Here is a 24,869-nt window from a genome sequence, read left to right as displayed (position 1 = left end):
CATGAAGAGACGGAAAGAAGCGATGGCACAGACACCTGCACTCTCAATTCCGAAGGTCAATCCAGACGGTCGGGATATCGGCTTCGCCCTTGGCATTATTGCCATTCTATGCATTCTGTTTTTGCCAATTCCCAAATTCCTCATCGATGTGGGGCTGGCATTCTCGATTGCCTTCTCCGTTCTCATCCTCATGGTCGCGCTCTGGATTCAGCGCCCACTGGATTTCTCATCCTTTCCGACAATTCTGCTGATAGCGACCATGGTGCGCCTGTCGCTGAATATCGCGACGACGAGAACCATTCTGACCCATGGTCACGAAGGCCATGATGCGGCGGGCGGCGTGATTGCAGGCTTTGCCTCGCTTGTCATGTCCGGCGATTTCATGATCGGTGTGATCGTTTTCATGATTCTGGTGACGGTCAACTTTATCGTCATCACCAAGGGTGCCACGCGTATCGCGGAAGTTGGCGCCCGCTTCACACTCGATGCGATCCCCGGCAAGCAGATGTCGATCGATGCCGACCTTTCGGCGGGTATCATCGATGAGAAAGAAGCACAGCACCGCCGCCGTGAGCTGGAAGAAGAAAGCATGTTCTTCGGTGCCATGGACGGTGCCTCGAAGTTTGTGCGCGGCGATGCCATTGCCGGCCTTCTGATCACGGCCATCAACGTCTTCGGCGGCATTATCATCGGTTATTTCCGTCACGGAATGCCGATCGGTGAGGCAGCGGATGTTTTCGTGAAGCTGTCCGTCGGTGACGGTATCGTCTCCCAGGTTCCCGCTCTTATCGTTTCTCTCGCTGCAGGCTTGCTTGTGTCGCGCGGCGGAAGCGCCGGCACGGCTGACAAGGCCGTCATTGACCAGCTGGGCGGCTATCCCCGCGCCTTGACCCTCTCGGCCGTCCTGATGGGCATCCTAGCGCTCGTCCCCGGCCTGCCGTTCATTCCATTTGCCGCACTCGGCGGTGTTCTGGCCTTTGGCGCCTGGATTGTTCCGCGTCGCATCGAGGCAGAAAACCAGCAGCGTCGTGAGGCGGAAGAGAAGAAGATCATTCAGACGAAGGAAGCAGACAAGGATTCCGTGAAATCCATGCTGCGGACCGCAGAGATCGAGCTGGCGCTCGGCAAGCAGATTTCCACGCGCCTGCTCGGAGCGCACCAGGAGCTGGCTTTCCGTGTCAGCAAGATGCGCAAGAAGTTCGCCAGCCAGTACGGCTTCGTCGTTCCGGAAATCAAGGTGTCAGACGATATCTCAATTCCGGAAAAATCCTACCAGATCCGCATTCATGGCACCACCGTCGCCTCCAATATGCTGCGCGTCGGCGAAGTGCTGGTTGTCACCGGCACTGGCCGCAAGCCGAGCATTCCGGGCGATGAAATTCGCGAACCCGCCTTTGGCATGCCGGCTGTTTCCATCCTTGAGGCTTTTGCGGAAGATCTGAAGCGCGAGGGTTTCCACCCCATCGACAATGTCTCCGTGGTGCTGACCCACATGAGCGAGGTCATCCGCAACAACCTGCCTCAGCTGCTTTCCTACAAGGATGTGAAGATCCTGATCGACAGGCTGGACCCGGAATACAAGAAGCTCGCCGATGAGATCTGCTCGTCGCACATGTCCTATTCCGGCCTTCAGGCGGTCTTGAAGCTGCTGCTGGCAGAGCGTGTCTCCATTCGCAACCTGCACCTCATCCTGGAAGCGGTGGCAGAGCTTGCGCCGCATGTGCGCAAGACCGAGCAGATCGTGGAGCATGTGCGCGTGCGCATGTCGCAGCAGCTGTGCGGCGACCTGACGGATAACGGCGTCTTGCGCGTCTTGCGTCTGGGCAGCAAGTGGGACCTGCTTTTCCATCAAGCCTTGAAGCGCGATTCCAAGGGCGAGGTCATCGAGTTCGACATCGATCCGCGCCAACTGGAAGAGTTCAGTGAACAGGCCAACAAAGTGATCCGCGAGTTCATGGACCGCGGCATGCCCTTCGTGCTAGTCACATCGCCTGAAACGCGTTCCTATGTGCGCATGATTATCGAGAGACTGTTCGCCACGCTGCCGGTTCTATCCCATGTGGAACTGGCCAAGGGGCTGGATATCAAGATACTGGGCTCCATTTCATGATAACCGACCCGCAGGGTACGATGCTGGCCTTCTTTCTGGTGTTCTGCCGGATGGGAGGCTGCTTCATGACCCTGCCGGGTTTCTCCAGCGCCCGCCTGCCCATGAATGTGCGGCTCTTCGTATCCGTCGCCATTTCGCTTGCGGTGCTGCCAATCCTTTGGAACACGGTCTATCCGCGTGTCTCCTCAGGCACGGCCACCTATATCGGCCTCATCTTCACCGAAATGCTGATCGGCATCATGTATGGCATGATTGCCCGCCTTTATGTGCTGGGCCTGCAATTCTCCGGCGCAATCATCGGTATGTCGATCGGCTTCTCGGCACCCGCAGGCCACGACATTCTCGAAGATATGTCGGAAACCAGCGTTACCAACTTCATCTCCTTCTGCGGCCTGATGATGCTGTTCATGCTGGATTTCCACCATGTGGTCTTCCGCGCCCTGGTCGATTCCTACGGGGCGACGCCGGTTGGCGCCATCCTCGAGCCGCAGAAGATGCTGATTACCCTGGCAGACACCTTACGCGCCTCGACCAGCATCATGCTGCGTCTGGCAAGCCCTTTCCTCATCTTCGGGCTGCTGTTCAACGTCGGGGTGGGCCTGGTCAACAAGCTGGCGCAGCAGATCCCGATCTACTTCATCTCAACGCCATTCCTCATCGCCGGCGGCCTGTTTATGCTGTATGTTTCCATTGCCGCCCTGGCGCGGCAGTTCGCGGATGGCTTCGGCCCCGTGTTCAACTCCTTCTGAGGGACACATGGCTGGCCCGGACACCCGATCGAAGAAACTGAAACGGCTGGTCAATGTCCAGCGGCATCTGGAGAAGATGGCCGAGGGCGAGTTGGCCGCGACCAATCAGCAACGGCAGGAGGTCGCGGAATCCATGGACAAGGTGATTGATGCCATCGGCTCCATGGCTCCGGTTCACCGGCAGTTCTCGAAGACCTATGCGGAGCGTTTCGGCCGGTTGATGGTGAAGGACAAGCAGCTTTCCGGCGTCCAGCAGGTGCTGGAGGCGCGCGTGTTGCGCGAACGCACCAAGGGCGAGCGATTGGAGGAGCAGATGAAGGAGGCGCGCGGGCTTGAAGATCGCGAGCGCGACGACAATGCAATCTATGATTTGCTTGAGCTGACACTTGCCGCCGAAACCGCGAAAGATCGATAATCACTTTCCATGGCCGGGCGCAAAACCGTCTCCCCCACCTCTAACATTTGCATTTCATTCCCGATTTTCAGGGGCCACGCCAGCCTGAGCCAAGCTTCACTCAGCATACTGCCTCCATCCGAAGCAAAGAGAAGCTTCTGTCAGTTCTGCGGCAGCTGCCGTAAACACAAAGCGGCTCTTTAGAGATGATCAGTGGAAAGACATGCGCAAGGCAGACCAGTGGTCTGCCGGACGTATCTCACAGGCTCAATTTTAACGGAATGCGGTCCTTGAACTGGAGCCTCATTCCGCTGGACGAAAGGATGCAGACGTGGCGATCTCTCCTCCAAGCGATCTCGTCATGGACGTGTTGCGCGCAGCAGACCCGACCTCCGTGCAGGAAGCGCAGGCCAAGCTTTCGGCCACGCGCGCAGCAACGACGGCGACCAGGCTGGCCGCAGCTGGAACCGGCTTCTCTTCCGTCGTCGATTTTCTGGACGATGCCGGTACACGCAGCCATGTCGATACAGCCCGAAAGGCTGATCGAAGCATCGAAATGCCGGAGGAATACCGGAAGTTCGAAGCCTCCATCCTTCAGAGCTTCGTGAACTCCATGATGCCGAAGGATAGCGAGGAAGTTTACGGCAAGGGCTCGGCCGGTGAATTCTGGCAGAGCATGATGTCGGAAAAGATCGCCGATGAAGTGGCGAAGAGCGGCGGCATCGGTATTGCTGAACAGGTTTTCAAGCATTCGCTCGACAAGATGCGCAATGAAGTAGCGCCCAATCCCACAACAGACAAGGACAGCCGCAACAAGGCGATCAGCATGATCGACGAGTTTGAGCGGAAAGTATTCGATCTTGCGTCGACCGAACGCGCACAAGCCGAGGCATGACATGACACTTACTGGACAAGATAACATGGAAGTCATTTCGAGCGATTATCGCATCAAGTCCGTACTCGGCCGGCTTGAGATGATCATCGATAACGAGAATGAGCGGATCGGCAAGGATGCGCAGTTCGATCTCAAGGTCTCGAACGCCCACAAAAGCCGTTGCCTCTATGAATTGACGATGCTGTTCCGCTCTACGGACCCGCAGGAACTTGCCGTCAATCACATGAACCAGATGCATGTGCTGAAGGACAAGCTGGCGCTGAATGCGCGCCGCGTCGAAGCGCATCTGCACGCTGTTCGCACGGTTGCGGATATTCTCAAGAATGCCGCTCGCGATGCCGATGGTGACGGTACCTACACACAAGAACAATTCCTTTACAGCGAATCCTGATGGTCAAGCTCATCCTCACCGGCCTCTGGGTCTGCATCGTCACGCTGGGCGCCGTCTTCTTCTCCGTTCAGATGTCGAAGCCGAAGCCGCCCGTGGACGAGGCCGCGCAACTGCGTGACAAATCCGAGCTGGTGAAGGGCGAGAGCATCAATATTCCCATGCTCAAGGATGGGGCTGTTCAGGGTTACTTCATCACCCGCATTTCCTTCATGATGGACAAGGAAAAGATCAAGGGTGTGAATCTGCCGCTGACGGAAATGATGACCGACGAGCTGTTTACCTTGCTCGTCGGCAACAAGATGGTCGATCTCTCCAACACCGGCGGCTTTGATCTTCAGGCATTCAGGAATGCCATCAAGCAGAAGCTCAATGAGCGCTTCCAGGAGGAATATGTTCTGGATGTCCTGGTTGAGCAGCTCGACTACCTTTCGAAGGACGACATCCGGGCAAATGGAGAGCGTCAGCCAGACAAGCAGGTTGCGCCGACAAAGATCGTGGAAGGCGTAAAGGCGGAGAAGACACCAAGTTCCGGCCATTGATTGCAAACCCGTCAGCATGACGGCTGGTCGAAACAAAAAAGGAAGGCCCGCGCATGCGCACGGGTTTTCGGTTGAAACCACATCGGGCGTGGGCGGAGGAGCCCTGCTCGATAAGAATGAGGGGTGCAATGCGCCTGCCTCTTTACATTCAATGGAAACGGGAAACGGCAAACTCTGCCCCGGGCGGCGCCGTTCTGCCGCCTGCTTTCGCACGCCTCAGAGGCTCTTCATGGCTTTGAAGCGCCTTCCTTTTCTTGCCTTCTATCGAAGCTTGGTGACCGGTTTTTCCGCCCATAGCAAGCTGGAAAACCTGTCGCTACTGGAGGCCATGACGGCTGTAAGGGTCGGTTATCGACCGGTCTCCTTTGTCACGGCATCTGCTTTGGTGCGAGGTCTGCTGCAAGCGGCTTACCGGGAAAATCTGGCCGAGCGTATTCTTTTGCCGGAAAGCGCCATCGTGGCCGCCCTGCTGCGCCTCTCGTTCCGTTCGCGCGCTCTGGCGCCAATTCCTGCAGCCGAGTTCATTCCTGTCCTTCTGACCTACATGGCGGAACCGAAGCGGCTTGTTCTGGCTGGCAGCAATCGCCAGCGGCTCTCCGCCGCGCGCGATTTCATCCGCGCCCATGTTCCGTGGCATCAGGTCTATGCCGCACATTTGCAACTGGGTGCAGAACCAGGGGCGGGGGGAAGGCTGATGGCCGAGATCGCCGCGGTGAAGCCTCATCTCGTGCTGGTCGACAGCAGCACGATCAAACAGGAACTGCTGCTGGAACGGGAGCTTTCGCTTGCCTATGACGGCCTTGCGCTTTTTTGCCCCGGTTTCTTTGCCGCTTGCCCGACACATCATAACCCACCGGAAAGCGGCTCTGACGACCTCTCGTTAACCCTTTATTCGTCAAATAAATTTAGCTTGTCTTAATGTTGGGCGTGGCCGGACGCCGAATGTCGTCGTCCGGAAATGCTCAAATTGAGGCAGCGACGGATGATGTGGAATGACCCGTCGCTTTCACAGCATGCGCCTAGCGCATGGCTGCAAGCACGGTTGGTTTCATGTTTGCGTTCGATGTCGTCAGAGACAGCATGCATTTCAGCGGACGGCGCTTCAGCGGCAAAGCGATGCTGACATCGCTGCTGCTCGCCGGTTTCGCAAGTCTGGGCGCTCTCGCCCCCGTGGCCTTGCCGCTGAATGTGGAAAGACAGTTCACTGCAACAGCCAGCCTGAATGTTGTTCTGCCGGGGCAGGCGGATCTCGTCGACGCCTTGCCTTCGCAAATCTACCAGCCGCAGGTGCTGGATCGCATTGCCGAGCGTCTTGGCTGGTCCGGGCAGGATATCCGTTCGCGTCAGGGCGTTTTCGACTTCCTCAACGACATCATCACCGGCGATGCCATGACGATCGACCGCTCCGAAGCGTCGCTGCGTGAGCGCTTGCAAGGCATGCTGAAACCCGTTGTCGCGCCTGACGGGCGCACGATCCTGCTTCTGGCGCAAAGTTCCAAGGCCGAAGAAGCCGTAAATGTTGCCAATGCCGGGGCCGATGTCCTGAAACAGCTTCTGGAGCAGAGCCAGCCTTCTGCCGGGCAAGAGAGGCTTGCAAAACTGCGCACCGAGCTTGAACAGGCGCAGTCCTCGATGGAGGAGCTGGACCTGTCGCCCGAAGAACTGGCGAATGTGCAACAGCAGCGCAATCAGCGTTCTGTGCTTGCGGCACAGGCCGATGCGCTGGCTCGCCAGCAGGAGATGCTGGAGCGGCGGGCCGATGCGCTGTCTCTCTGGAAAGCGGCGGATTACTCCGGGCGCGAGCTTCCGGACGAATTGCAGGTGACAGGGCTTGAGGCGCAACGCCAGCGCTATCTTGATGCAGAGGTGAGGGTTCAGCAACTTTCGGTCAGCCTCGGGCCCAGGCATCCCACATTAATGGCGGCAGAAGGTGCCGCAGCTGACGCACGCGCGGCCATTGCGAAAGCCGTGACGGCACTGATTGCCCAGACCAATCGCGAACGCGCCGAAGTCAAAGCACAGCAGGAGAAGACAGCCGGGGAACTGGCGGCTCTGGATGCAAACCCCGTTCCCGAAAAGGTTCAGGCCTATGAACGGCTTGAGCAGAAGGCTGAAACCCTGCGAAAAACCTATCTCGAGGCACTGCGCGCCGACAGCAGGGATGTTGAACCGGCGGCAGTGATTGTGCCGCTGCGTCCGGCTGCGGTGTCTGATGTGTCCGTGTCCGGGCTTCCACTCTGGATTTACTCGCTATTGGGTGCCTTTGCGGGCCTGTGCCTCGGTGGTGCCTGCCTGCCAGCCCGCCCGGAGGCGGAAGCGGAGACGGAAGCGGAGGTGCAGACACTTGCGGATCCCTTCGGCGATGCCTTCGAAATCGAGCCGCAGATCCTGCCCGATTACCTCCCGACTGTTGAAGCATCCACGTCACATAAGGCTCTGGAACAGCCGGTCGACGAACTGCTCGAACCCAGCGTGCCGATGCGGATCGCCGTATCTCCAACGGAAGAGGATTTGGTGGAGGCACAATGGCCATCGCATTCGGTCCATGTTCCTGAATGGTCTGATCACGAAGAGCCGGTTGACGATGATGAAATGCACCGCTCTGTCGCGGCCATGCTGGAGGCGGTTGCCAATGATGACCGCTCCCATGAGTGGTTGCGTGAACTGATCATGGCCAATGTGGAGCCTCTGGGCGAAGAAAATCCGCTTCCACCTTTGATGGAGGCCGCGCTGTTCGACCGTAGCGAGGAGCAGGTCGTGTCCGCTGACCAGGAGGATGAGCTTCTGCTGGACGTGGCGGAACTTCAAGTTCTGCTGGAACAGCTGCAGCGGATGCGTGAGGTGCTGTCAATGGAGGCTGAATCCGGGCAGTTCGAACCCCTTTCCAGCACGGCCGGACCACCTCAGTGGCGCAATGTCGCTTGAGATGACAATCTACGTCGCTCCCTTGCATTCAATGAAGTGACCGCATAGAGCAATATGCCTCGAACGCGGCAGGCAAATGCGCATGGCCGCAGCAATCTTCACCGCAGGAGGATGAGGCGTGGCAGTCATTATCGATGGCAAGAAATCGGCAGCCAAGGTCACGGATGCTGTCGGTGAGGCGGCGGCGGTGCTGGAGCGCGAAGCAGGCATCAAGCCCGGTCTGGCCGTTGTCATCGTTGGTAACGATCCGGCCAGTCACGCCTATGTGGGCGCCAAGAGCCGCATGGCAAAGCAGTGCGGTTTCCATTCCATGCAATACACATTGCCGGAAGCCACCACGCAGGACGAGCTTGAATCGCTGGTTGAAAAGCTGAATGCCGATCCAGCCGTGCACGGTATTCTGGTGCAGCTGCCGCTTCCCCGGCACCTGAATTCCGAACCCGTCATTCAGTCCATTCGTCCGGAAAAGGATGTGGATGGCCTCAACGTCGTCAATGCCGGCAAGGTGGCGAGCGGCGATCTGGCAAGCGGGCTTGTATCCTGCACGCCTGCCGGTGCCATGCTGCTTCTGCGCAACCAGCTGGGCGCAGACCTCTCAGGCATGAATGCCGTTGTTATCGGTCGCTCAAATCTGTTTGGAAAGCCTATGGCTCTCCTGCTTCTGGCGGCCAATGCCACTGTGACCATGGCACATTCCCGCACCAAGGATCTTCCGGGCATCTGCCGTCAGGCCGATATTCTGGTGGCAGCCGTGGGCCGTGCCCAGATGGTGCGCAAGGATTGGGTAAAGCCCGGCGCTGTGGTCATCGATGTAGGCATCAACCGGGTGGATGCGCCGGAAAAAGGCGAGGGGGCTACCCGCCTCGTGGGCGATGTTGCCTTTGATGAATGTGCCGATATTGCCAGCGCCATCACGCCGGTGCCGGGTGGTGTGGGGCCGATGACCATCGCCATGCTGATGGCCAATACCGTGGTGGCCGCCTACCGCTCCGTCGGTCGGCCTATCCCGCAATTCTGATTTTCAGGATGGCGCAGGTCCGGTCGAGGCGCGCAGGATGAATTCTGCGCGCCAGAGTTCGGCCTGCGGCGCATCGGTATCATCTCCCTTCACTGCAGCGATAAGCCGTTCGGCAATACGCCTGCCAGCCTCTCGAATGGAGGAGCGGGTTGTGGTCAGCGGCGTGCTGAAATGTTCCGGCTTCAGAAGCAGAAGGTCATCGTCATGGGCGATGACGGAAATGTCCTTGCCCACCTCCAGGCCTGCCTGACGAATAGCCCGGACGGCTCCCAGCGCCAGAACCGTGCTGGCACAGAGAACAGCGGTTGGTCTTGAACCCTGTTCGAGAAACCGCATCATGTGCTGAAAACCGTTGGCGTCTGTCATCAACGTGCTGCTCACATGCTCTGGCGGAAGGCTCATGCCGACAGCGGCAAGCGATTTTTCCACGCCCGCCCTTCGGCGACGGGCGAAATCCAGATCAAAGGGACCATTCAGAAGCGCAAAGCGCTTATGGCCCAGGGAAAGAAGATAGCGCGTCGCCTCTGCGAAGGCCTCTTCATTGTCGACATCGAGATAGGGATAGTCCTCTGCCAGCCCCAGGGAACGCCCATGCACGATGAAGGGAATGGGCAGCGATTGTGCCATGGCGATGCGCGGATCCTTTTCGCGCATATAGGCGAGGTAATAGGCATCCACTGCGCCGCTGGAAACCAGATCGCGAATGGCCTGCTCCTCCTCCTGCGGCTTGGCGGGCATGATGGTGAAGTGGAAATCGTGCCGCAAACATTCGTCGGCCAGTCCGCTCTGGAACTCCGCGAAATGCGCGTCCATCGGCTGCTCCGCCGTCACCGGCATGACGAGGCCCAATGAGCCGGCCTTGCCGGTGGCAAGGCGTCGCGCCGCCCGGTTCGGGCGGTAGCCGGTTTCTTCCGCAGCCTTCAGAATGCGCGCACGGGTTGTGGCATTCACCTCCGGATAGCCGTTGAGGGCGCGGCTGATCGTGGTCTGCGATAGGCCCAGAAGATTCGACAGTTCTTTGAGATTCACAGCCCTTACCATCCTCCCAAGCGATCCACGGGGCTTTTCTCCCGTTCAAAGCGCTTCGAAATGCATATTTGCCCGTTTTTCTGCAAAATGCAAAACAATAGACTTTGCAGGGCTCTGCCCTATTTTCTGCTCAGGCGACCGAAGGAATGCTGTCGGGTACCTCTTGACTCATGCCCTTCACCCATGTCTTCCTTGCGTTCAAAGCGCTTTGGGAGGTGCTTCAATTCTTCGGCAGTTATAAAAGCTGCTCAATCCTGACGGGAGGTTTGTCTTGATGAAACATCTATTGCTGGCTGGCGTTGCTAGCCTTTGCTTCTGTGTCGCCGGTGCATCTGCGGCTGATCTGAAATTCGCGCCTGGTTCCGATGCGAAATTCAACTGGAAGAGCTACGAAGACTTCAAGAAATCTCATGGAGATCTGAAGGGTCAGTCGCTGACGATCTTCGGTCCGTGGCGCGGGGACGACGAAAAGCTTTTCCGCAGCGTGCTTGCCTATTTCAACGATGCCACAGGTGCGAATGTTCAGTATTCGTCATCGGAAAACTACGAGCAGCAGATCGTCATCGATACGCAAGCCGGTTCGCCCCCGAACATTGCGATCCTTCCGCAGCCGGGTCTTCTTCAGGACCTTGCCTCCAAGGGCTTCCTGGTCAATCTGGGGCCGGAAACCGGCAAATGGGTTGAGGAGAATTACGGCGCTGGCAAATCCTGGGTGCAGCTTGGCACCTACAAGGGCAAGGATGGTCAGGATGGCTTCTTTGCGTTTCCCTACAAGGCAGATTTGAAGTCGCTGGTCTGGTACGTTCCGGAAAACTTCGAGGAAGCAGGCTACAAGGTTCCCAAGACGATGGAGGAGCTGGTCCAGCTTTCCGATCAGATCGTCAAGGATGGCGGCACGCCCTGGTGCATCGGTCTGGGTTCCGGCGGTGCCACTGGCTGGCCAGCCACCGATTGGGTTGAAGACCTGATGCTGCGCATGAACACGCCAGAGACCTATGATGGCTGGGTCACGAACAAGGTGAAGTTCAACGATCCGAAGGTGGTCAGCGTAATCGAAGAGTTCGGCAAATTTGCCAAGAACGAGAAATACGTGTCCGGCGGCGTTGCGGCCGTGGCGTCCACCGATTTCCGCGATAGCCCGAAGGGTCTCTTCGACATTCCGCCAAAGTGCTATCTGCATCACCAGGCGTCCTTCATCCCGACCTTCTTCCCCGAAGGCACCAAGCTTGGCACGGATGCAGACTTCTTCTACATGCCGACCTACGCTTCCAAGCCAGAACTGGGCACGCCGGTTCTGGGTGCCGGAACGCTGGTCACCATCACGAAGGATTCACCTGCGGCACGCGCCTTCATCGACTTCCTGAAAACGCCGATCGCGCACGAGGTCTGGATGGCGCAGTCCGGCTTCCTGACGCCTTACAAGGGCGTGAAGACGGAAGCCTATGCCAATGATGCGCTGAAAAAGCAGGGAGAAATCCTCACCACGGCGACGACCTTCCGCTTTGACGGATCGGACCTGATGCCGGGCAAGATCGGTGCTGGCGCGTTCTGGACAGGCATGGTCGATTTCGTTGGCGGCAAGTCGGCGCAACAGGTTGGCGATGAGATCCAGAAGGCCTGGGACGGCCTGAAGTAAACCAGATTGCGGGCCGCCGGGATCATGCGGCGGCCCCTTCCATCTCTTTCCGAAAAAGAAAAACCGGCATGAACGCCGGTGAGAAGGTTTGAGGCGAGGCCTCAAGGAGGGGACATGGTTTCGCAGATTGTGTCGGCCGTCGGTGTGATGGTCGTGGGTGTCTTCGTCTGTGCGCTGTATTACTGGCTATCGGATAAGCTGCTGAATGCCGCTTTGCCTGTGCGGGCGGGCGATGTGACCCAGGCTTCGCGCAATCTCAACCGCCGGGCTGTGGTGCGCCCCTGGCTGTTTCTCGGCCCGGCGCTGCTGCTGCTCGCCATCTACCTTGTCTATCCCGTGGTCGCGACCTTCATCCTGTCTTTCTACGATCGGGCAGGCGTCAATTACGTTGGTTTCGCCAATTACCGCTGGGCCTTTTTCGATGCAGGCTTCCGCCAATCCATTTTCAATAACATTCTCTGGCTGGCTGTCGTTCCAGCCGCCTGCACCTTCTTCGGCCTTGTCATTGCGGTTCTGACCGACCGCATCTGGTGGGGCAATATCGCCAAGAGCATTGTCTTCATGCCGATGGCGATTTCCTTTGTGGGTGCCTCGGTCATCTGGAAGTTCATTTACGAATATCGCGGCGGCAACGACACGCAGATCGGCCTTCTGAACGCCATCGTCACCTGGCTGGGCGGCGATCCGCAGGTGTGGATCTCCATGCCCTTCTGGAACAACTTCTTCCTGATGATTATCCTGATCTGGATCCAGACCGGCTTTGCCATGGTCATTCTGTCTGCGGCGCTGCGCGGCATTCCGGAAGAGACAATCGAGGCTGCGGTGATCGATGGTGCCAATGGCTGGCAAATCTTCTGGAAGATCATGGTGCCGCAAATCTGGGGCACGATTGCCGTGGTCTGGACCACCATTACCATTCTTGTTCTGAAGGTTTTCGATATCGTTCTGACCATGACCAACGGCCAGTGGGATACGATGGTTCTGGCCAACCTGATGTTCGACTGGATGTTCCGCGGCGGCGGCGATAGCGGCCGAAGTGCCGTCATCGCGCTGGTCATCATGGCGGCTGTCACGCCGATCATGATCTGGAATATCCGTCAGGCCAACCAGGATGCGGGAGGACATTGAGATGGCAAGCCTAACCACCCGCCTGAGACGCGTCGGTCTGCCGCGCCTGATCGTTCACCTCTCTGTGCTTTTGATCGTCATCCTCTGGCTTATTCCGACCCTGGGTATTCTTGTCACCTCCGTGCGGGACAAGGGCCAGATTACCACATCCGGCTGGTGGACGGCCTTTGGCAGCTCCTCGCAAACCAGTGCAGGGCGGCTGGGCGATCCCTCCACCGCCAGACAGGAAGGCGCAAATTACGTTATCACCGGCTCAGTTTTTGAAGAGGGCCAGGGCGGAACCGTAAAGGCGTTTGGAACCCGGGTACAGGAACCGGCAGCCTACAAGGCCGGAGAGCCGGCGGATCTGGGCGAGGGCGAAACGCTGACCATCAATTCCGATGGTACTTACGTCTATACCAAGACCGCACCCTTTGAAGGCTCGCGCGGCAAGCGCATCTATCTGACGGTCACGACGCCCCCGGTCTTCACGCTGGAGAATTACCGCACCGTTCTGTTCTCCGAAGGCATCGGACAGGCCTTCATCAACTCGCTGACGGTGACAATCCCGGCAACGATCATTCCGATCCTGATTGCCGCCTTCGCCGCCTATGCCCTGTCCTGGATGCATTTTCCGGGCCGCGCGCTCATCATTGCGCTGGTTGTCGGCCTCATTGTCGTTCCGCTGCAAATGTCGCTGATCCCGCTTCTCAGGCTCTATAACGAAGTGGGCAATTTCTTCGGCACATCCTCGAAAACCTATGCGGGGATCTGGCTTGCGCATACCGCCTTCGGCATGCCGCTCGCCATCTATCTCCTGCGCAACTACATTGCCGGTCTTCCCAAGGAAATCATCGAAAGCGCACGCGTGGACGGCGCGTCCGATTTCGAGATCTTCATGAAGATCGTGCTGCCTCTCTCGTTCCCTGCTTTGGCCTCATTCGCAATCTTTCAGTTTCTGTGGGTCTGGAACGACCTGCTCGTTGCCATCGTCTTCCTGGGCACAGGTCGCGATCAACTGGTTCTGACCGGCAGTCTGAATGCGCTTCTGGGATCACGCGGGGGCAACTGGGAAATCCTGACGGCGTCAGCCTTCGTCACCATCGTGGTGCCGTTGCTGGTGTTCTTCGGGCTTCAACGATATCTGGTGCGCGGCCTCCTTGCCGGTTCGGTCAAGGGCGGCTGAATGCCTCTTCATCAAGGTTCAACACGCATGACTGCTATTTCACAGACGACCGAAACGCCCGATGCAGACTGGTGGCGCGGCGCGGTCATCTACCAGATCTATCCGCGCTCCTATCAGGATTCGAACGGCGATGGCATTGGTGACCTGAAGGGCATCACGGCGCGGCTTTCCCACATTGCGGCGCTGGGCGCGGATGCCATCTGGATCTCGCCGTTCTTCCCGTCGCCCATGCGCGATTTCGGCTATGACGTCTCGAATTATACCGATGTCGATCCGATGTTCGGAACCTTGTCGGATTTCGATGCGCTGATTGCGGAAGCCCATCGTCTGCGCATCAAGGTGATGATCGATCTCGTGATTTCCCACAGTTCCGATCAGCATGCCTGGTTCATCGAGAGCCGGTCGAGCCGGGTTAACCCCAAGGCGGACTGGTATGTCTGGGCCGATGCAAAGCCCGATGGCACGCCGCCCAACAACTGGCTGTCGATCTTCGGCGGGTCCGCCTGGCATTGGGACCCGACCCGCATGCAGTACTACCTGCATAACTTCCTCACATCCCAGCCGGACCTGAACCTGCATAACCCGGAAGTGCAGGATGCGCTGCTGGATGTGGTGCGCTTCTGGCTGAAGCGTGGCGTGGATGGTTTCCGTCTCGACACCATCAACTTCTACTTCCATGACAAGCAGTTGCGCGACAATCCTTCGCTGGCACCGGAACGGCGCAATGCTTCCACCGCCCCTGCGGTGAACCCCTATAATTTCCAGGAGCATATCTACGACAAGAACCGCCCGGAAAATCTGGAATTCCTCAAGCGCTTCCGTGCCGTGCTCAACGAGTTTCCGGCCATTGCCGCCGTTGGCGAAGTGGGCGATAGCCAGCGCGGGCTTGAGATCGTGGGGGAATATACCTCCGGCGGCGACAAGATGCAGATGTGCTATGCCTTCGAGTTCCTGGCACCGGACCAGTTGACGCCGGAGCGTGTGGCCGAGGTGCAGAAAGCCTTTGCGTCGGCTGCACCCGAAGGCTGGGCTTGCTGGGCCTTTTCCAACCACGATGTGGTGCGCCACGTCACCCGCTGGGGTGCCGATGTGATGGATCGCGAAGCCTATGCCAAGCAGTTGGCGGCCATCCTGCTCACACAGCGCGGTTCCGTCTGCATCTATCAGGGCGAGGAGCTGGGCCTGACGGAGGCGGATATCGCCTATGCCGATCTGCAAGACCCCTATGGCATTCAGTTCTGGCCGGAATTCAAGGGCCGCGATGGATGCCGCACGCCGATGGTCTGGGACGATCACGCCCAGCAGGCGGGTTTCTCGCATGCGGAAAAGACATGGCTGCCGATCCCGGTGGAGCATCAGTTGCGCGCCGTCAACGTGCAGCAGGGAGATGAGGCTTCGGTGATGGAGCAGTATCGCCGCTTCCTCGCCTTTCGCAGGCAGCACCCGGCCTTCGCCAAGGGGGACATCGAGTTCCTGCCGGTGGAAGGGCCGGTCCTGCGCTATCTGCGCAAGCTCGGCAACGAGGTGGTTCTGTGCATCTTCAACATGAGCGCGGATGAGGTGGCCACCGAATTGCCGGATGGCGATTGGGCACTGCTGGAGGGCCATGGCTTTGCCAGTGATCTCAACGGCCGCATGCTGGCACTGCCCGCCTGGAGCGCTGCCTTCGCACGCCATGCATGACAATAAAAACGGCGGAAGGCGGTTCGCCGCCTTCCCGCTCCAGAGGATGAAAAGGGGAGAGACATGACCGGACTCGTTCTGAAAGACATCCGCAAGGCTTACGGGCAGGTGAAGGTTCTGCACGGCATTGATCTTGAGATCGCGGAAGGCGAGTTCGTGGTCTTTGTCGGCCCATCCGGCTGCGGTAAATCCACGCTGCTGCGCATGATTGCCGGCTTGGAGGAAATCACCAGCGGCGACATGTTCATCGAGGGCAACCGGGTAAACGAGGTGCCGCCCTCCAAGCGTGGCATTGCCATGGTGTTCCAGTCCTATGCGCTCTATCCGCATATGACCGTGTATGACAACATGGCCTTTGGCATGCGCATTGCGGGCGAAAACAAGCAGGAGATCGACCGGCGCGTGCGTGCTGCCGCCGATATTCTGCAGCTGACGCAATATCTGGAGCGTCTGCCCAAGGCGCTGTCCGGTGGCCAGCGTCAGCGTGTGGCGATTGGCCGTGCCATCTGCCGAAATCCCAAGGTCTTCCTGTTCGATGAGCCGCTCTCCAACCTCGATGCAGCACTTCGCGTGGCAACGCGTATCGAAATTGCCAAGCTCAAGGAGCAGATGGCCGATACGACCATGATCTATGTGACCCACGACCAGGTGGAGGCCATGACGCTGGCAGACCGGATCGTAGTGCTATCGGCGGGTCGCATTGAGCAGGTCGGCGCACCGTTGGAGCTTTACGAGCGCCCGCAGAACCTGTTCGTTGCCCGCTTCATCGGCTCACCCGCCATGAATGTTATTCCCGCAACCGTGGCGGAAACGGGCGCAACAACGCGGATTGACCTGAGGGGCGGCAAGGTCGTTTCCGTGCCCATTGCAACGCAGGCATCCGAAAAGGGCAAGGCGGCAAGCTTCGGCATACGTCCCGAAGACCTGACGGTAACCACCGGCGAGGATTATCTCTTCGAAGGAACCGTCGCGATTGTCGAGGCTCTGGGTGAGGTTACGCTTCTCTACATCGAAGGACTGTCCGACGAAGAGCCGATCATTGCCAAGATCCCTGGCATTTTCAAAGTTGAAAAAGGTGAGCGCCTCCGCTTCACCGCAGATTCATCCAAAATGCATTTATTCGACGCGCAAGGACAGACCTATCGCAGGTAGCACGCTTGTTCATTTTGTTGTTTCCAGCGCTTTGCTTGTGTGCACGGCGCCGGGGACCACACTCTTCGTTAAGCTCTAGGCTTTAGGCTTTCATCGATCGAATATGCATAGCCGGTGCTGAGATGACGACGGGTCCGAACCACTACCTTAAGCGAGAGGAATCTTTCATGTATGACCGCGAAACGCGGTTTCGCATGGAAGACACAATGAATGCGGCTCGTATCGAGTATACCGAAAAGCACGTCATGCACATGGCGTCACGCCGTTGCGATGTGATCCGCATTTCCATGAGCGGGGCAGTTCTTGCACTGCTGACCCAGTATAATCTGCCGGAACAATTTGTGCTCGACATTCCCGATGCTCGGATTTCGAAGATCGGCTGCGTGCTGATGCGCACCAATGCCAATAACACCATTGATGTTCGCTTCCTGCGCATGCTGACGCAGAAGGAACTGGACCGCATTTTCATCTTCTCCACGCACCCGGCGCACAAGGACAAGAAGCTGGACGTGCGGAGCTGGTGAGGGGGCGGGGGCTAAACCCTGGCTGCGCGGTCTGACCCTACAGCCTGATATTCATGATATCGTTTGGGTATGCTTCCTCGTTGATCCGGAAATAGGTTTTTCCGACCTTGGTGACCTATTCCGCGCTCAGCCGCTTCTCGCCCATTCTGAACCATGCCTTCGCAATTTTGCCGTCCGCGATCTCATAAATGCAGATCACATCGATCTCGCCCGGTCCTTCCGCGAAGGTGCGGGTGACGGTTTCATGGTCGATCACCATGCCGTCCATCACCATGCGGTTGAGGAGCTTGCCGTGCAGGTTCGGCTCGCGGAAGCGTTCGATGTGGCGTTCGCGGATCTGAGCCTTGCCCGATGCCAGAAGCTGGTCTGGAAAGGCGTAGTAAAGGCAGTCATCGGCCCACCATTGCATGAAGGCGTCGATGTCGCGCCGGTTGTAGGCCTCCAGCTGCATCTGAACCGGATGTTCAATAGCCTGACTGCCTGAAACTTCCATCTCTCACCCGAAAAATACGCTGGCACCCTGGTCCGCAGGGCCGACATTGCGGCGGAAGGGAGCGAACAATTCGCGGCCCATGCCGAATTCGTTATCCTCCAGCTTTGCTTCCGCCAAGGGGCGGGCGGCAAATTCGGCGTCATCCACCAGCACTTCCAAAGTGCCGTTGATGGCATCGAGACGGATCATATCGCCATCCTTGATGCGGGCAATCGGCCCGCCATCGCAGGCTTCGGGCGTGACGTGAATGGCGGCCGGAACCTTGCCGGAGGCGCCGGACATGCGGCCATCGGTGACGAGGGCCACCTTGAAGCCGCGATCCTGCAGCACGCCGAGCGGCGGGGTGAGGCGGTGCAGTTCCGGCATGCCGTTGGCCTTCGGGCCCTGGAAGCGCACGACGGCGACGAAATCCTTGTTCAGCTCGCCACGCTTGAAGGCGTCCTGCAATTCCTGCTGGTCGTGGAAGACCACGGCAGGCGCTTCAATCACATGGCGTTCCGGCTTGACCGCAGAGATCTTGATGACGGCCTTGCCGAGTGTGCCGGTCAGCATTTTCAGACCGCCGTTCGACTGGAATGGCGTGTCGATCTTGGTGAGAACCTTGGAGTCGCCGCTCTCTTCCGGGCTTGCCTCGCGCACCACCGCGCCCTTTTCGTCAAGCCGTGCCTCGACCGTGTAGGCGTGCAAGCCCTGGCCAAAGACGGTGCGCACGTCGTCATGCAGCAGTCCCTGCTTCAGAAGCTGCTTGATGAGGAAGCCCATGCCGCCTGCGGCGTGGAAGTGGTTCACATCCGCAAGCCCGTTCGGGTAGACACGGGCCAGCAAGGGCACAACATCGGAAAGATCGGAAATATCCTGCCATGTCAGCTCGATGCCTGCGGCGCGCGCCATGGCCACAAGATGCAGCGTGTGATTGGTGGAGCCGCCCGTCGCATGAAGGCCGACCACGCCGTTGACGATGGAGCGTTCATCGATCATCTCGCCCGCAGGCGTAAACTCGTTGCCCAGTGCCGTAATGGCCAGCGCGCGCTTGGCCGCTTCCTTCGTCAGGGCTTCGCGCAGCGGCGTGCCGGGATTGACGAAAGAGGCCCCCGGCATATGAAAGCCCATGATTTCCATCAGCATCTGGTTGGAATTGGCAGTGCCGTAGAAGGTGCAGGTGCCGGGGCCGTGATAGGACTTGGATTCCGCTTCCAGAAGTTCGGCGCGTCCCACCTTGCCTTCTGCATAAAGCTGGCGAATGCGGGATTTCTCGTCATTGGGCAGCCCGGAGGTCATCGGTCCGGCTGGAATGAAAACGGCTGGAAGATGCCCGAAGGTCAGGGCCGCAATCACCAGACCGGGAACGATCTTGTCGCAAATGCCGAGATAGACAGCCGCATCGAACATATTGTGGCTGAGACCGACGCCCGCCGCCATGGCAATGGCATCGCGCGAGAAGAGCGAAAGCTCCATGCCGGGCTGGCCTTGCGTTACACCATCGCACATGGCCGGAACGCCACCTGCCACTTGAGCGACGCCGCCCGCTTCACGGGCTGCTTCGCGAATGATGGGCGGGAAGGTCTCGTAGGGCTGGTGTGCCGAAAGCATGTCGTTATAGGCGGTGATGATGCCAAGGTTCGGAACCACATCGCCGGCAAGCGCCGCCTTATCGGAGGGGGAACAGACCGCAAAGCCGTGGGCGAGATTGCCGCAGGAGAGTGTCGCACGATGCACGCCCTTGGATGCGGCCCGCTGCACACGATCCAGATAGGCTTCGCGGCGCGGTTTGGAGCGCTCGATGATCCGGCGGGTGATTGCTTCGATGCTTGAATTTGCAGTCATGCTCAATCCTCCATGGGAGAACCGGCGGCTGGGAGCCGCGCCGGTCTATCAATCTGTGTGTGGGCCGCACAACGGGCGGCTAATAGGCGCCGGGCAAAGCGCCAGTTCAGGGTGCCCAGTAAATATCCAGATCCGAAGGCGCACGATTCAGCATGGCGCGGATCGGCATCTCGGTTTCATCGGTGCCAGCTTCGGCCTGCTCAAGAACCGCCCGCTTTCCATCACCCTCGATATGCAGCACCAGGAAGCGCGCATCCGCCAGAGACGGATAGGTAAATGTCAGGCGCTCTTCGCCTGCTCCATCCGCTTCCATCGTCATCACGCCGCGAGGAGCATCGGGGGCAATGGCGCGAGCCAGATGGTTTCCACCTGGGAAGAACGAGGCCGTATGGCCATCCGTTCCCATGCCAAGGATCACCACGTCAAAGGGATTGCCGATATCCTCTGTCTTCTCGGTGGCAATGGCAGCTGCCTGAAGGGCGGAGGCGACATCGTGATAGAGCGGAAGGAAGGTCGCTGCCGCAGCCTTGTTCTGCAAAAGATGGGTCGCAACGAGAAGATGGTTCGAGCGCGGATTGTCTGCGGCTACGAAACGTTCGTCGACCAGCGTGATCGTAACCTTGCTCCAGTCGATTTCCGCCACCGAAAGCATCTCGAACAGACGCTTCGGGGTAGAGCCGCCGGAAACGGCCATGGAGGCCATTCCCCGCGCCGAGATGGCATCGGCCAGATGCTGCGCCACATCGCTTGCCAATCGGGTGGCAAGAACTTGCGTGTCGGAAAAGCTATGCAGACGCACCACCATGCCAGTTATCCTTCATGCCATGTACGGCCATCCCGCTCGATCAGCGCGATGGATTGGCTTGGGCCCCAGGTTCCGGCGGTATAGCCCTGTGCCGGTTGATTGGTGGTCTCCCAACCTTTGAGAATTGGATCCACCCAGCGCCATGCGGCCTCCACCTCGTCGCGACGCATGAACAGCGTCTGGTTCGAGCGGATCACATCCATCAGCAGGCGCTCGTAAGCATCCGGATTGCGCACGTTGAAGGCCTCGGCAAAGCTCATGTCGAGCGAAACATTGCGCAGACGCATGCCTCCCGGACCGGGATCCTTGATCATCAGTGATTGCTTGACGCCCTCATCCGGCTGCAGGCGGATGATCAGCTGGTTTGCCACGATGCGACCGGCAGCGTTTTCGAAGATGTTGTGCGGGATCGGCTTGAAGGTGATGACGATTTCCGACATCCGGCTCGTCAGGCGCTTGCCGGTGCGGATGTAGAAGGGAACGCCAGCCCAGCGCCAATTGTTGATTTCGGCCTTGATGGCAACGAAGGTTTCCGTGTTGGAAACGCCGCCTTCAAGCTCTTCGAGATAGCCTTTCACCGGACCGCCCGCAGAAGCGCCTGCCTTATACTGGCCGCGCACCGTCATCTGCTCGACATTGTCCGCATTGATCGGCTTCAGGGCGCGAAGAACCTTCAGCTTCTCATCGCGAACCGCTTCGGAATCCATGGAGGAGGGGACCTCCATGGCAACAAGGCAGAGGAGCTGCAGAATGTGGTTCTGCACCATGTCACGCAGCGCGCCAGCGGTGTCGTAATAACCGGCGCGACCTTCCAGACCGACCGATTCCGCCACCGTGATCTGCACGTGGTCGATATATTGCGCATTCCACAGCGGCTCATAGAGCGTGTTGGCAAAACGCAGCGCCATCAGGTTCTGCACCGTCTCCTTGCCGAGATAGTGGTCGATGCGGAAGATCTGTTCTTCGCGGAAAACCTTGCCGATCGTGTCGTTCAGGTCCAGTGCGGAGGCAAGGTCGCGTCCGATCGGCTTTTCCACCACGATGCGCGTGGATTTGGTGATCAGCTTGTGGTCGCGGATCTTCTCGGAGATCGCACCGAAAATGGCAGGCGAAACAGCGAGATAGAAAGCGCGAACGCGCTCCTTTCCATCGTCCAGCAGCTTTTTCAGTTTGTCCCAGCCGCCATCGGATTTCGCATCGACGGATACATAATGCAGCCGATTGAGGAACTTCGACACTTCAGCGTCGTCGTATTCGCCAGGCTTGAGATGTTCCTTCAGTGCGGCATCGGCAAATTTGCGAAACTCGTCATCGCTCAATGCGCTGCGCGAAGCGCCAATAATCCGTGTCGGTTCGGAGAACTGACCTTCGATCTGGCGGTGGTAAAGCGCCGGGAGCAGCTTGCGCTCCGCAAGGTCTCCAGTGCCGCCAAACACGACATAATCGAATGGTTCAACGGGAATGATCTGGCTGCTCATGCCTCACTCTTTCCAAGTCTCGGGTTGGATACTCAATAATCTAATCGATTTAAAAAAGCCAGCCCTCTTCGGTGAGAAGGCTTCACTTTGCATCAAAACCTGTCGCGCAGGGCATACCAGGTCAATGCAAGAAACAGCAGCGGGCTTCGGAACCTGGCGCCGCCGGGGAAGGGGGGCACCTTGAGATCCTTGAAGAGATCCAGTTCGCTGCTATTGCCCGCAATCGCATCGGCGTAGATCTTGCCGCTATAGTTCGACAGCATCACGCCGTGGCCGGAATAGCCGCCGATGGAGGTGACGCCGGGCATCACTTCCCGGGCAAAGGGCTTGCGTGGCATGGTGATGCCAACAGACCCGCCCCAGCCATGGGTGATGTTGATGTTGGCCAGCGAGGGATAAAGCTCGGCAATCTGTCGGCGGATATGCAACGAGATATCGCGCGGGCTATCGGCTGTATAGGCTTCGCGCCCGCCAAACAGCAGCCGGTTATCGCGGCTCTTGCGGAAATAGCGCACAACGAAGCGGCTATCGGCCACGGCCTCTTTGCCCGGCAGGATAGAGGGGAACTTGTCCAGCGGCTCGGTCGCACCGATGAAGGAGCGTATCGGCATCACGTGGGCTGCCGTTTCGCGTTCCAGATTGCCGATATAGGCATTGGTGGCGATCAGAACGCGTTCGGCAGTGATCGTGCCACGTTTGGTGTCGATCAGCGTTTTCCCGGAGACTTGCCGAATGGCTTGCGCCGGTGTCATTTCGTGGATGCGTGCTCCTGCTTCTGCCGCCACGCGGGCAAGGCCCACCAGAAGCTTCAGCGGATGAATATGGCCGGTGCCGGTGTCGCGCACGCCACAGAAATAGTGCGTGGAGCCGAGCCGTTCGGCTGTTTCGGCCCTGTCCATGAAGGTCAAGTGCCGATAACCGTAGCGCCCTGTCATCACCTCGACGGAGCGGCGATACGCTTTTTCGTAGCTGGCCTTGTGCGAAACGTTCAGTTGGCCGGGGATATAGTCCATGTCGATGCCATGGACTTCCGCAAATTCCAGCAGGTGACGCTTGGCATTCTCCGCCATGTCGAACAGGGCCTTGGCGCGCTCGAAGCCAAGTTCCTCTTCCATCTCGTCCGGCCAGGCGCGCTGGCCGGTGCCGAGTTGTCCGCCATTACGGCCCGAAGCACCGTCGCCGAAGCGCGCCCCTTCGATGAGAACCACCGAAACGCCGCGCTTGACGAGGTTATAGGCTGCCTGAAGCCCGGTATAGCCGCCGCCGATGATGGCGACATCTACAGATACCGAACCATCCAGCGGCGGATATTCGGGGCGTTCGCCCAGGCTCTCCTGATACCAGGAAACGCCAGGCGCTATCGGGCTTTGCCAGACCATGGGACCCTCACACGTTGAGAAGCAGGAATTCACGCTCCCACGGACTGATCACCTGCATGAAGGTTTCAAACTCCCCGCGCTTCACGCCCGCATAGATGCCGATGAATTCCTTGCCGAACACTTCTTCCAGCGCCGTTTCGTCCTCCAGCAGGGCCACCGCTTCCAGAAGTCCGCGTGGCAGGTCGATGGAGCCTTCGTTGGCCGTGTCATAGGTCGGCTCGGTCGGTTCGATCTCCTTCATGATGCCAAGCCAGCCGCAGGCCAGCGAGGCGGCAAGCGCGAGATAGGGATTGGCATCGGAGCTTGGCAGGCGGTTTTCCACGCGCCGGGCCTGAGGCTCGGAAATCGGTACGCGGAAGGCGGTGGTGCGGTTGTCATAGCCCCAGGCATTGTTCACCGGGCAGGCCATGTCAGGCGTCAGGCGGCGATACGAGTTGACATAGGGTGCCAGCATCACCAGCGAGCTTGGCACATATTTCTGCATTCCGCCGATGAAGTTGAAGAAGGCGCGGGAGGGGGTGCCATCCGGGTTGGAGAAAATGTTCTTTCCTGTCTTGGCATCCACCACCGATTGGTGAATGTGCATGGCCGAACCTGGCTGGCCCTGCATGGGCTTGGCCATGAAGGTGGCATAGATGCCGTGCTTCAAGGCTGCTTCACGAATGGTGCGCTTGAACAGGAAGACCTGGTCGGCAAGCTGGATCGGATCGCCGTGGCGCAGGTTGATTTCGAGCTGCGCCGGACCTTCCTCATGGATCAGCGTATCGATCTCGAGACCCTGCTTTTCCGAGAAGTGATAGATATCGTCGATCAACTCGTCGAATTCGTTGATCCCGGCGATGGAATAGCCCTGACCGCCGACAATGGAACGGCCCGAGCGGCCCTTCGGCGGATGCAGCGGATAATCCGGGTCTTCGTTGATTGCGACGAGATAGAACTCGATTTCCGGCGCAACCACCGGCTTCCAGCCCTTTTCGCTGTAGAGCCGCATCACATTCTTCAACACGTTGCGGGGCGTATAGGGCACTTCCTCGCCATTGGTGCCCACGACATCGCAAATGACCTGTGCGGTCGGATCGCTTTCCCACGGAACAACGGAAAGCGTGGAAAGATCGGGGACCAGTTTCAAATCGCTGTCGCGCGGCTCGTAGCGGAAGTTTTCCGTTTCATCCGGATATTCGCCGGAAATCGTGTGGCGATAGAGCGCGGAAGGCAGGGCCAGCGATGTGTTGGAGGTAAATTTCGAGGTCGGCATCATCTTGCCGCGCGGAACGCCTGCCAGGTCCGGCGTGATGCATTCCACGTCCTCAATGCCGCGCGCCTTCAACCATGCGGTTGCCTCGCGCCAGCTTGAAACACCTCTCAGCGATGTCAGCGGCGCAGGAGGGGCGGCTTTCACAGTGCTTCTGGATGCGGAGGTTGAGGACTTTTTCTTAGGCGGCATAAGTCACCGATCATTGTTGACGTTGGCCGCATCATAGTCGAGAGCGGGGAATTGGCCAGCGCCCCGCATTGACTTTATCGCTATCCTCGCGAACACAAAGGCCCGCGC

Annotated in this window: 22 protein-coding genes; 15 read left to right on the top strand and 7 right to left on the bottom strand. The window is 58.7% G+C overall.

Annotated elements, in window-relative coordinates; all coding sequences use genetic code 11:
* Positions 1-22: 22 nt before the first annotated feature.
* The 9 genes from flhA (at position 23) to folD (ending at position 9,021) form a co-directional block, all read left to right on the top strand.
* A complete protein-coding gene (gene flhA / locus ACFSE1_RS11015) occupies positions 23-2,110 on the top strand; it encodes a flagellar biosynthesis protein FlhA (RefSeq protein ID WP_377400741.1) in 2,088 nt (695 codons plus the stop codon).
* Positions 2,107-2,859 carry a flagellar biosynthetic protein FliR gene (gene fliR, locus ACFSE1_RS11010; protein ID WP_377400738.1) on the top strand — a complete coding sequence of 251 codons (753 nt, stop codon included), beginning with the start codon at positions 2,107-2,109 and terminating at the stop codon, positions 2,857-2,859. Before flhA ends, fliR begins: the two co-directional genes overlap by 4 nt.
* A gap of 7 nt (positions 2,860-2,866) precedes the next feature.
* A complete protein-coding gene (locus tag ACFSE1_RS11005; RefSeq protein WP_377400735.1) occupies positions 2,867-3,274 on the top strand; it encodes a hypothetical protein in 408 nt (135 codons plus the stop codon).
* A gap of 310 nt (positions 3,275-3,584) precedes the next feature.
* Positions 3,585-4,148 carry a rod-binding protein gene (locus ACFSE1_RS11000; RefSeq protein WP_377400732.1) on the top strand — a complete coding sequence of 188 codons (564 nt, stop codon included), beginning with the start codon at positions 3,585-3,587 and terminating at the stop codon, positions 4,146-4,148.
* 25 nt (positions 4,149-4,173) lie between these two features.
* Entirely contained in the window at positions 4,174-4,539 is a 366-nt protein-coding gene (locus ACFSE1_RS10995; RefSeq protein WP_377400729.1) for a hypothetical protein, read from the top strand.
* Positions 4,539-5,078 (top strand): hypothetical protein, encoded by a 540-nt coding sequence (locus ACFSE1_RS10990; protein ID WP_377400726.1) that lies wholly within the window; start codon positions 4,539-4,541, stop codon positions 5,076-5,078. Before ACFSE1_RS10995 ends, ACFSE1_RS10990 begins: the two co-directional genes overlap by 1 nt.
* A 229-nt stretch (positions 5,079-5,307) precedes the next feature.
* Positions 5,308-5,997, top strand: coding sequence for a WecB/TagA/CpsF family glycosyltransferase (locus ACFSE1_RS10985; protein WP_377400723.1), 690 nt, complete (start codon positions 5,308-5,310; stop codon positions 5,995-5,997).
* Between the two features lie 131 nt (positions 5,998-6,128).
* Entirely contained in the window at positions 6,129-8,003 is a 1,875-nt protein-coding gene (locus ACFSE1_RS10980) for a GumC domain-containing protein (protein WP_377400720.1), read from the top strand.
* Positions 8,004-8,121: 118 nt separating this feature from the next.
* Positions 8,122-9,021: a bifunctional methylenetetrahydrofolate dehydrogenase/methenyltetrahydrofolate cyclohydrolase FolD gene (folD, locus tag ACFSE1_RS10975; protein WP_377400717.1), complete on the top strand. Its 900-nt coding sequence runs from the start codon at positions 8,122-8,124 to the stop codon at positions 9,019-9,021.
* Between the two features lie 3 nt (positions 9,022-9,024).
* Here folD and ACFSE1_RS10970 read toward each other — a convergent pair whose 3' ends face one another.
* On the bottom strand, positions 9,025-10,050 hold the full coding sequence (locus ACFSE1_RS10970; RefSeq protein ID WP_377400714.1) for a LacI family DNA-binding transcriptional regulator: 1,026 nt from the start codon (positions 10,048-10,050) through the stop codon (positions 9,025-9,027).
* A 274-nt stretch (positions 10,051-10,324) separates the two neighbouring features.
* Between ACFSE1_RS10970 and ACFSE1_RS10965 the strand changes: the two genes are divergently transcribed.
* The 6 genes from ACFSE1_RS10965 to ACFSE1_RS10940 all read left to right on the top strand — a co-directional run bounded on the left by ACFSE1_RS10965 (position 10,325) and on the right by ACFSE1_RS10940 (position 17,338).
* Positions 10,325-11,686: an ABC transporter substrate-binding protein gene (locus ACFSE1_RS10965; RefSeq protein WP_377400710.1), complete on the top strand. Its 1,362-nt coding sequence runs from the start codon at positions 10,325-10,327 to the stop codon at positions 11,684-11,686.
* 114 nt (positions 11,687-11,800) lie between these two features.
* The gene (locus tag ACFSE1_RS10960) at positions 11,801-12,814 is read left to right on the top strand and encodes a carbohydrate ABC transporter permease (protein ID WP_377400707.1); all 1,014 of its coding nucleotides are present in this window, start codon (positions 11,801-11,803) and stop codon (positions 12,812-12,814) included.
* Position 12,815: 1 nt separating this feature from the next.
* Positions 12,816-13,979: a carbohydrate ABC transporter permease gene (locus ACFSE1_RS10955; protein WP_377400704.1), complete on the top strand. Its 1,164-nt coding sequence runs from the start codon at positions 12,816-12,818 to the stop codon at positions 13,977-13,979.
* A gap of 27 nt (positions 13,980-14,006) precedes the next feature.
* Complete coding sequence (gene bglA, locus ACFSE1_RS10950; RefSeq protein ID WP_377400701.1) at positions 14,007-15,662, top strand: beta-galactosidase BglA; 1,656 nt, start codon at positions 14,007-14,009, stop codon at positions 15,660-15,662.
* Between the two features lie 63 nt (positions 15,663-15,725).
* Complete coding sequence (locus ACFSE1_RS10945) at positions 15,726-16,814, top strand: ABC transporter ATP-binding protein (RefSeq protein ID WP_377400698.1); 1,089 nt, start codon at positions 15,726-15,728, stop codon at positions 16,812-16,814.
* Between the two features lie 167 nt (positions 16,815-16,981).
* Positions 16,982-17,338 (top strand): hypothetical protein, encoded by a 357-nt coding sequence (locus tag ACFSE1_RS10940; protein WP_377400695.1) that lies wholly within the window; start codon positions 16,982-16,984, stop codon positions 17,336-17,338.
* Between the two features lie 115 nt (positions 17,339-17,453).
* Here ACFSE1_RS10940 and ACFSE1_RS10935 read toward each other — a convergent pair whose 3' ends face one another.
* The 6 genes from ACFSE1_RS10935 to ACFSE1_RS10910 all read right to left on the bottom strand — a co-directional run bounded on the left by ACFSE1_RS10935 (position 17,454) and on the right by ACFSE1_RS10910 (position 24,761).
* On the bottom strand, positions 17,454-17,831 hold the full coding sequence (locus ACFSE1_RS10935; protein WP_377400692.1) for a nuclear transport factor 2 family protein: 378 nt from the start codon (positions 17,829-17,831) through the stop codon (positions 17,454-17,456).
* A 3-nt stretch (positions 17,832-17,834) separates the two neighbouring features.
* Positions 17,835-19,655 (bottom strand): phosphogluconate dehydratase, encoded by a 1,821-nt coding sequence (gene edd / locus ACFSE1_RS10930; protein ID WP_377400689.1) that lies wholly within the window; start codon positions 19,653-19,655, stop codon positions 17,835-17,837.
* Between the two features lie 106 nt (positions 19,656-19,761).
* Positions 19,762-20,460 (bottom strand): 6-phosphogluconolactonase, encoded by a 699-nt coding sequence (gene pgl, locus ACFSE1_RS10925; protein ID WP_377400687.1) that lies wholly within the window; start codon positions 20,458-20,460, stop codon positions 19,762-19,764.
* Between the two features lie 5 nt (positions 20,461-20,465).
* A complete protein-coding gene (zwf, locus tag ACFSE1_RS10920; protein WP_377400684.1) occupies positions 20,466-21,938 on the bottom strand; it encodes a glucose-6-phosphate dehydrogenase in 1,473 nt (490 codons plus the stop codon).
* Between the two features lie 92 nt (positions 21,939-22,030).
* Positions 22,031-23,317 (bottom strand): NAD(P)/FAD-dependent oxidoreductase, encoded by a 1,287-nt coding sequence (locus ACFSE1_RS10915; RefSeq protein ID WP_377400681.1) that lies wholly within the window; start codon positions 23,315-23,317, stop codon positions 22,031-22,033.
* 7 nt (positions 23,318-23,324) lie between these two features.
* Positions 23,325-24,761, bottom strand: coding sequence for a glutamine synthetase family protein (locus tag ACFSE1_RS10910; RefSeq protein ID WP_377400678.1), 1,437 nt, complete (start codon positions 24,759-24,761; stop codon positions 23,325-23,327).
* Between the last annotated feature and the right edge of the window lie 108 nt (positions 24,762-24,869).

It is taken from the genome of Affinirhizobium helianthi (assembly GCF_042680945.1).
Taxonomy (GTDB): Bacteria; Pseudomonadota; Alphaproteobacteria; order Rhizobiales; family Rhizobiaceae; genus Neorhizobium; species Neorhizobium helianthi.
Note: the sequence above shows the minus strand (reverse complement) of the source record. Positions and strands in the feature narration are given on the sequence as shown.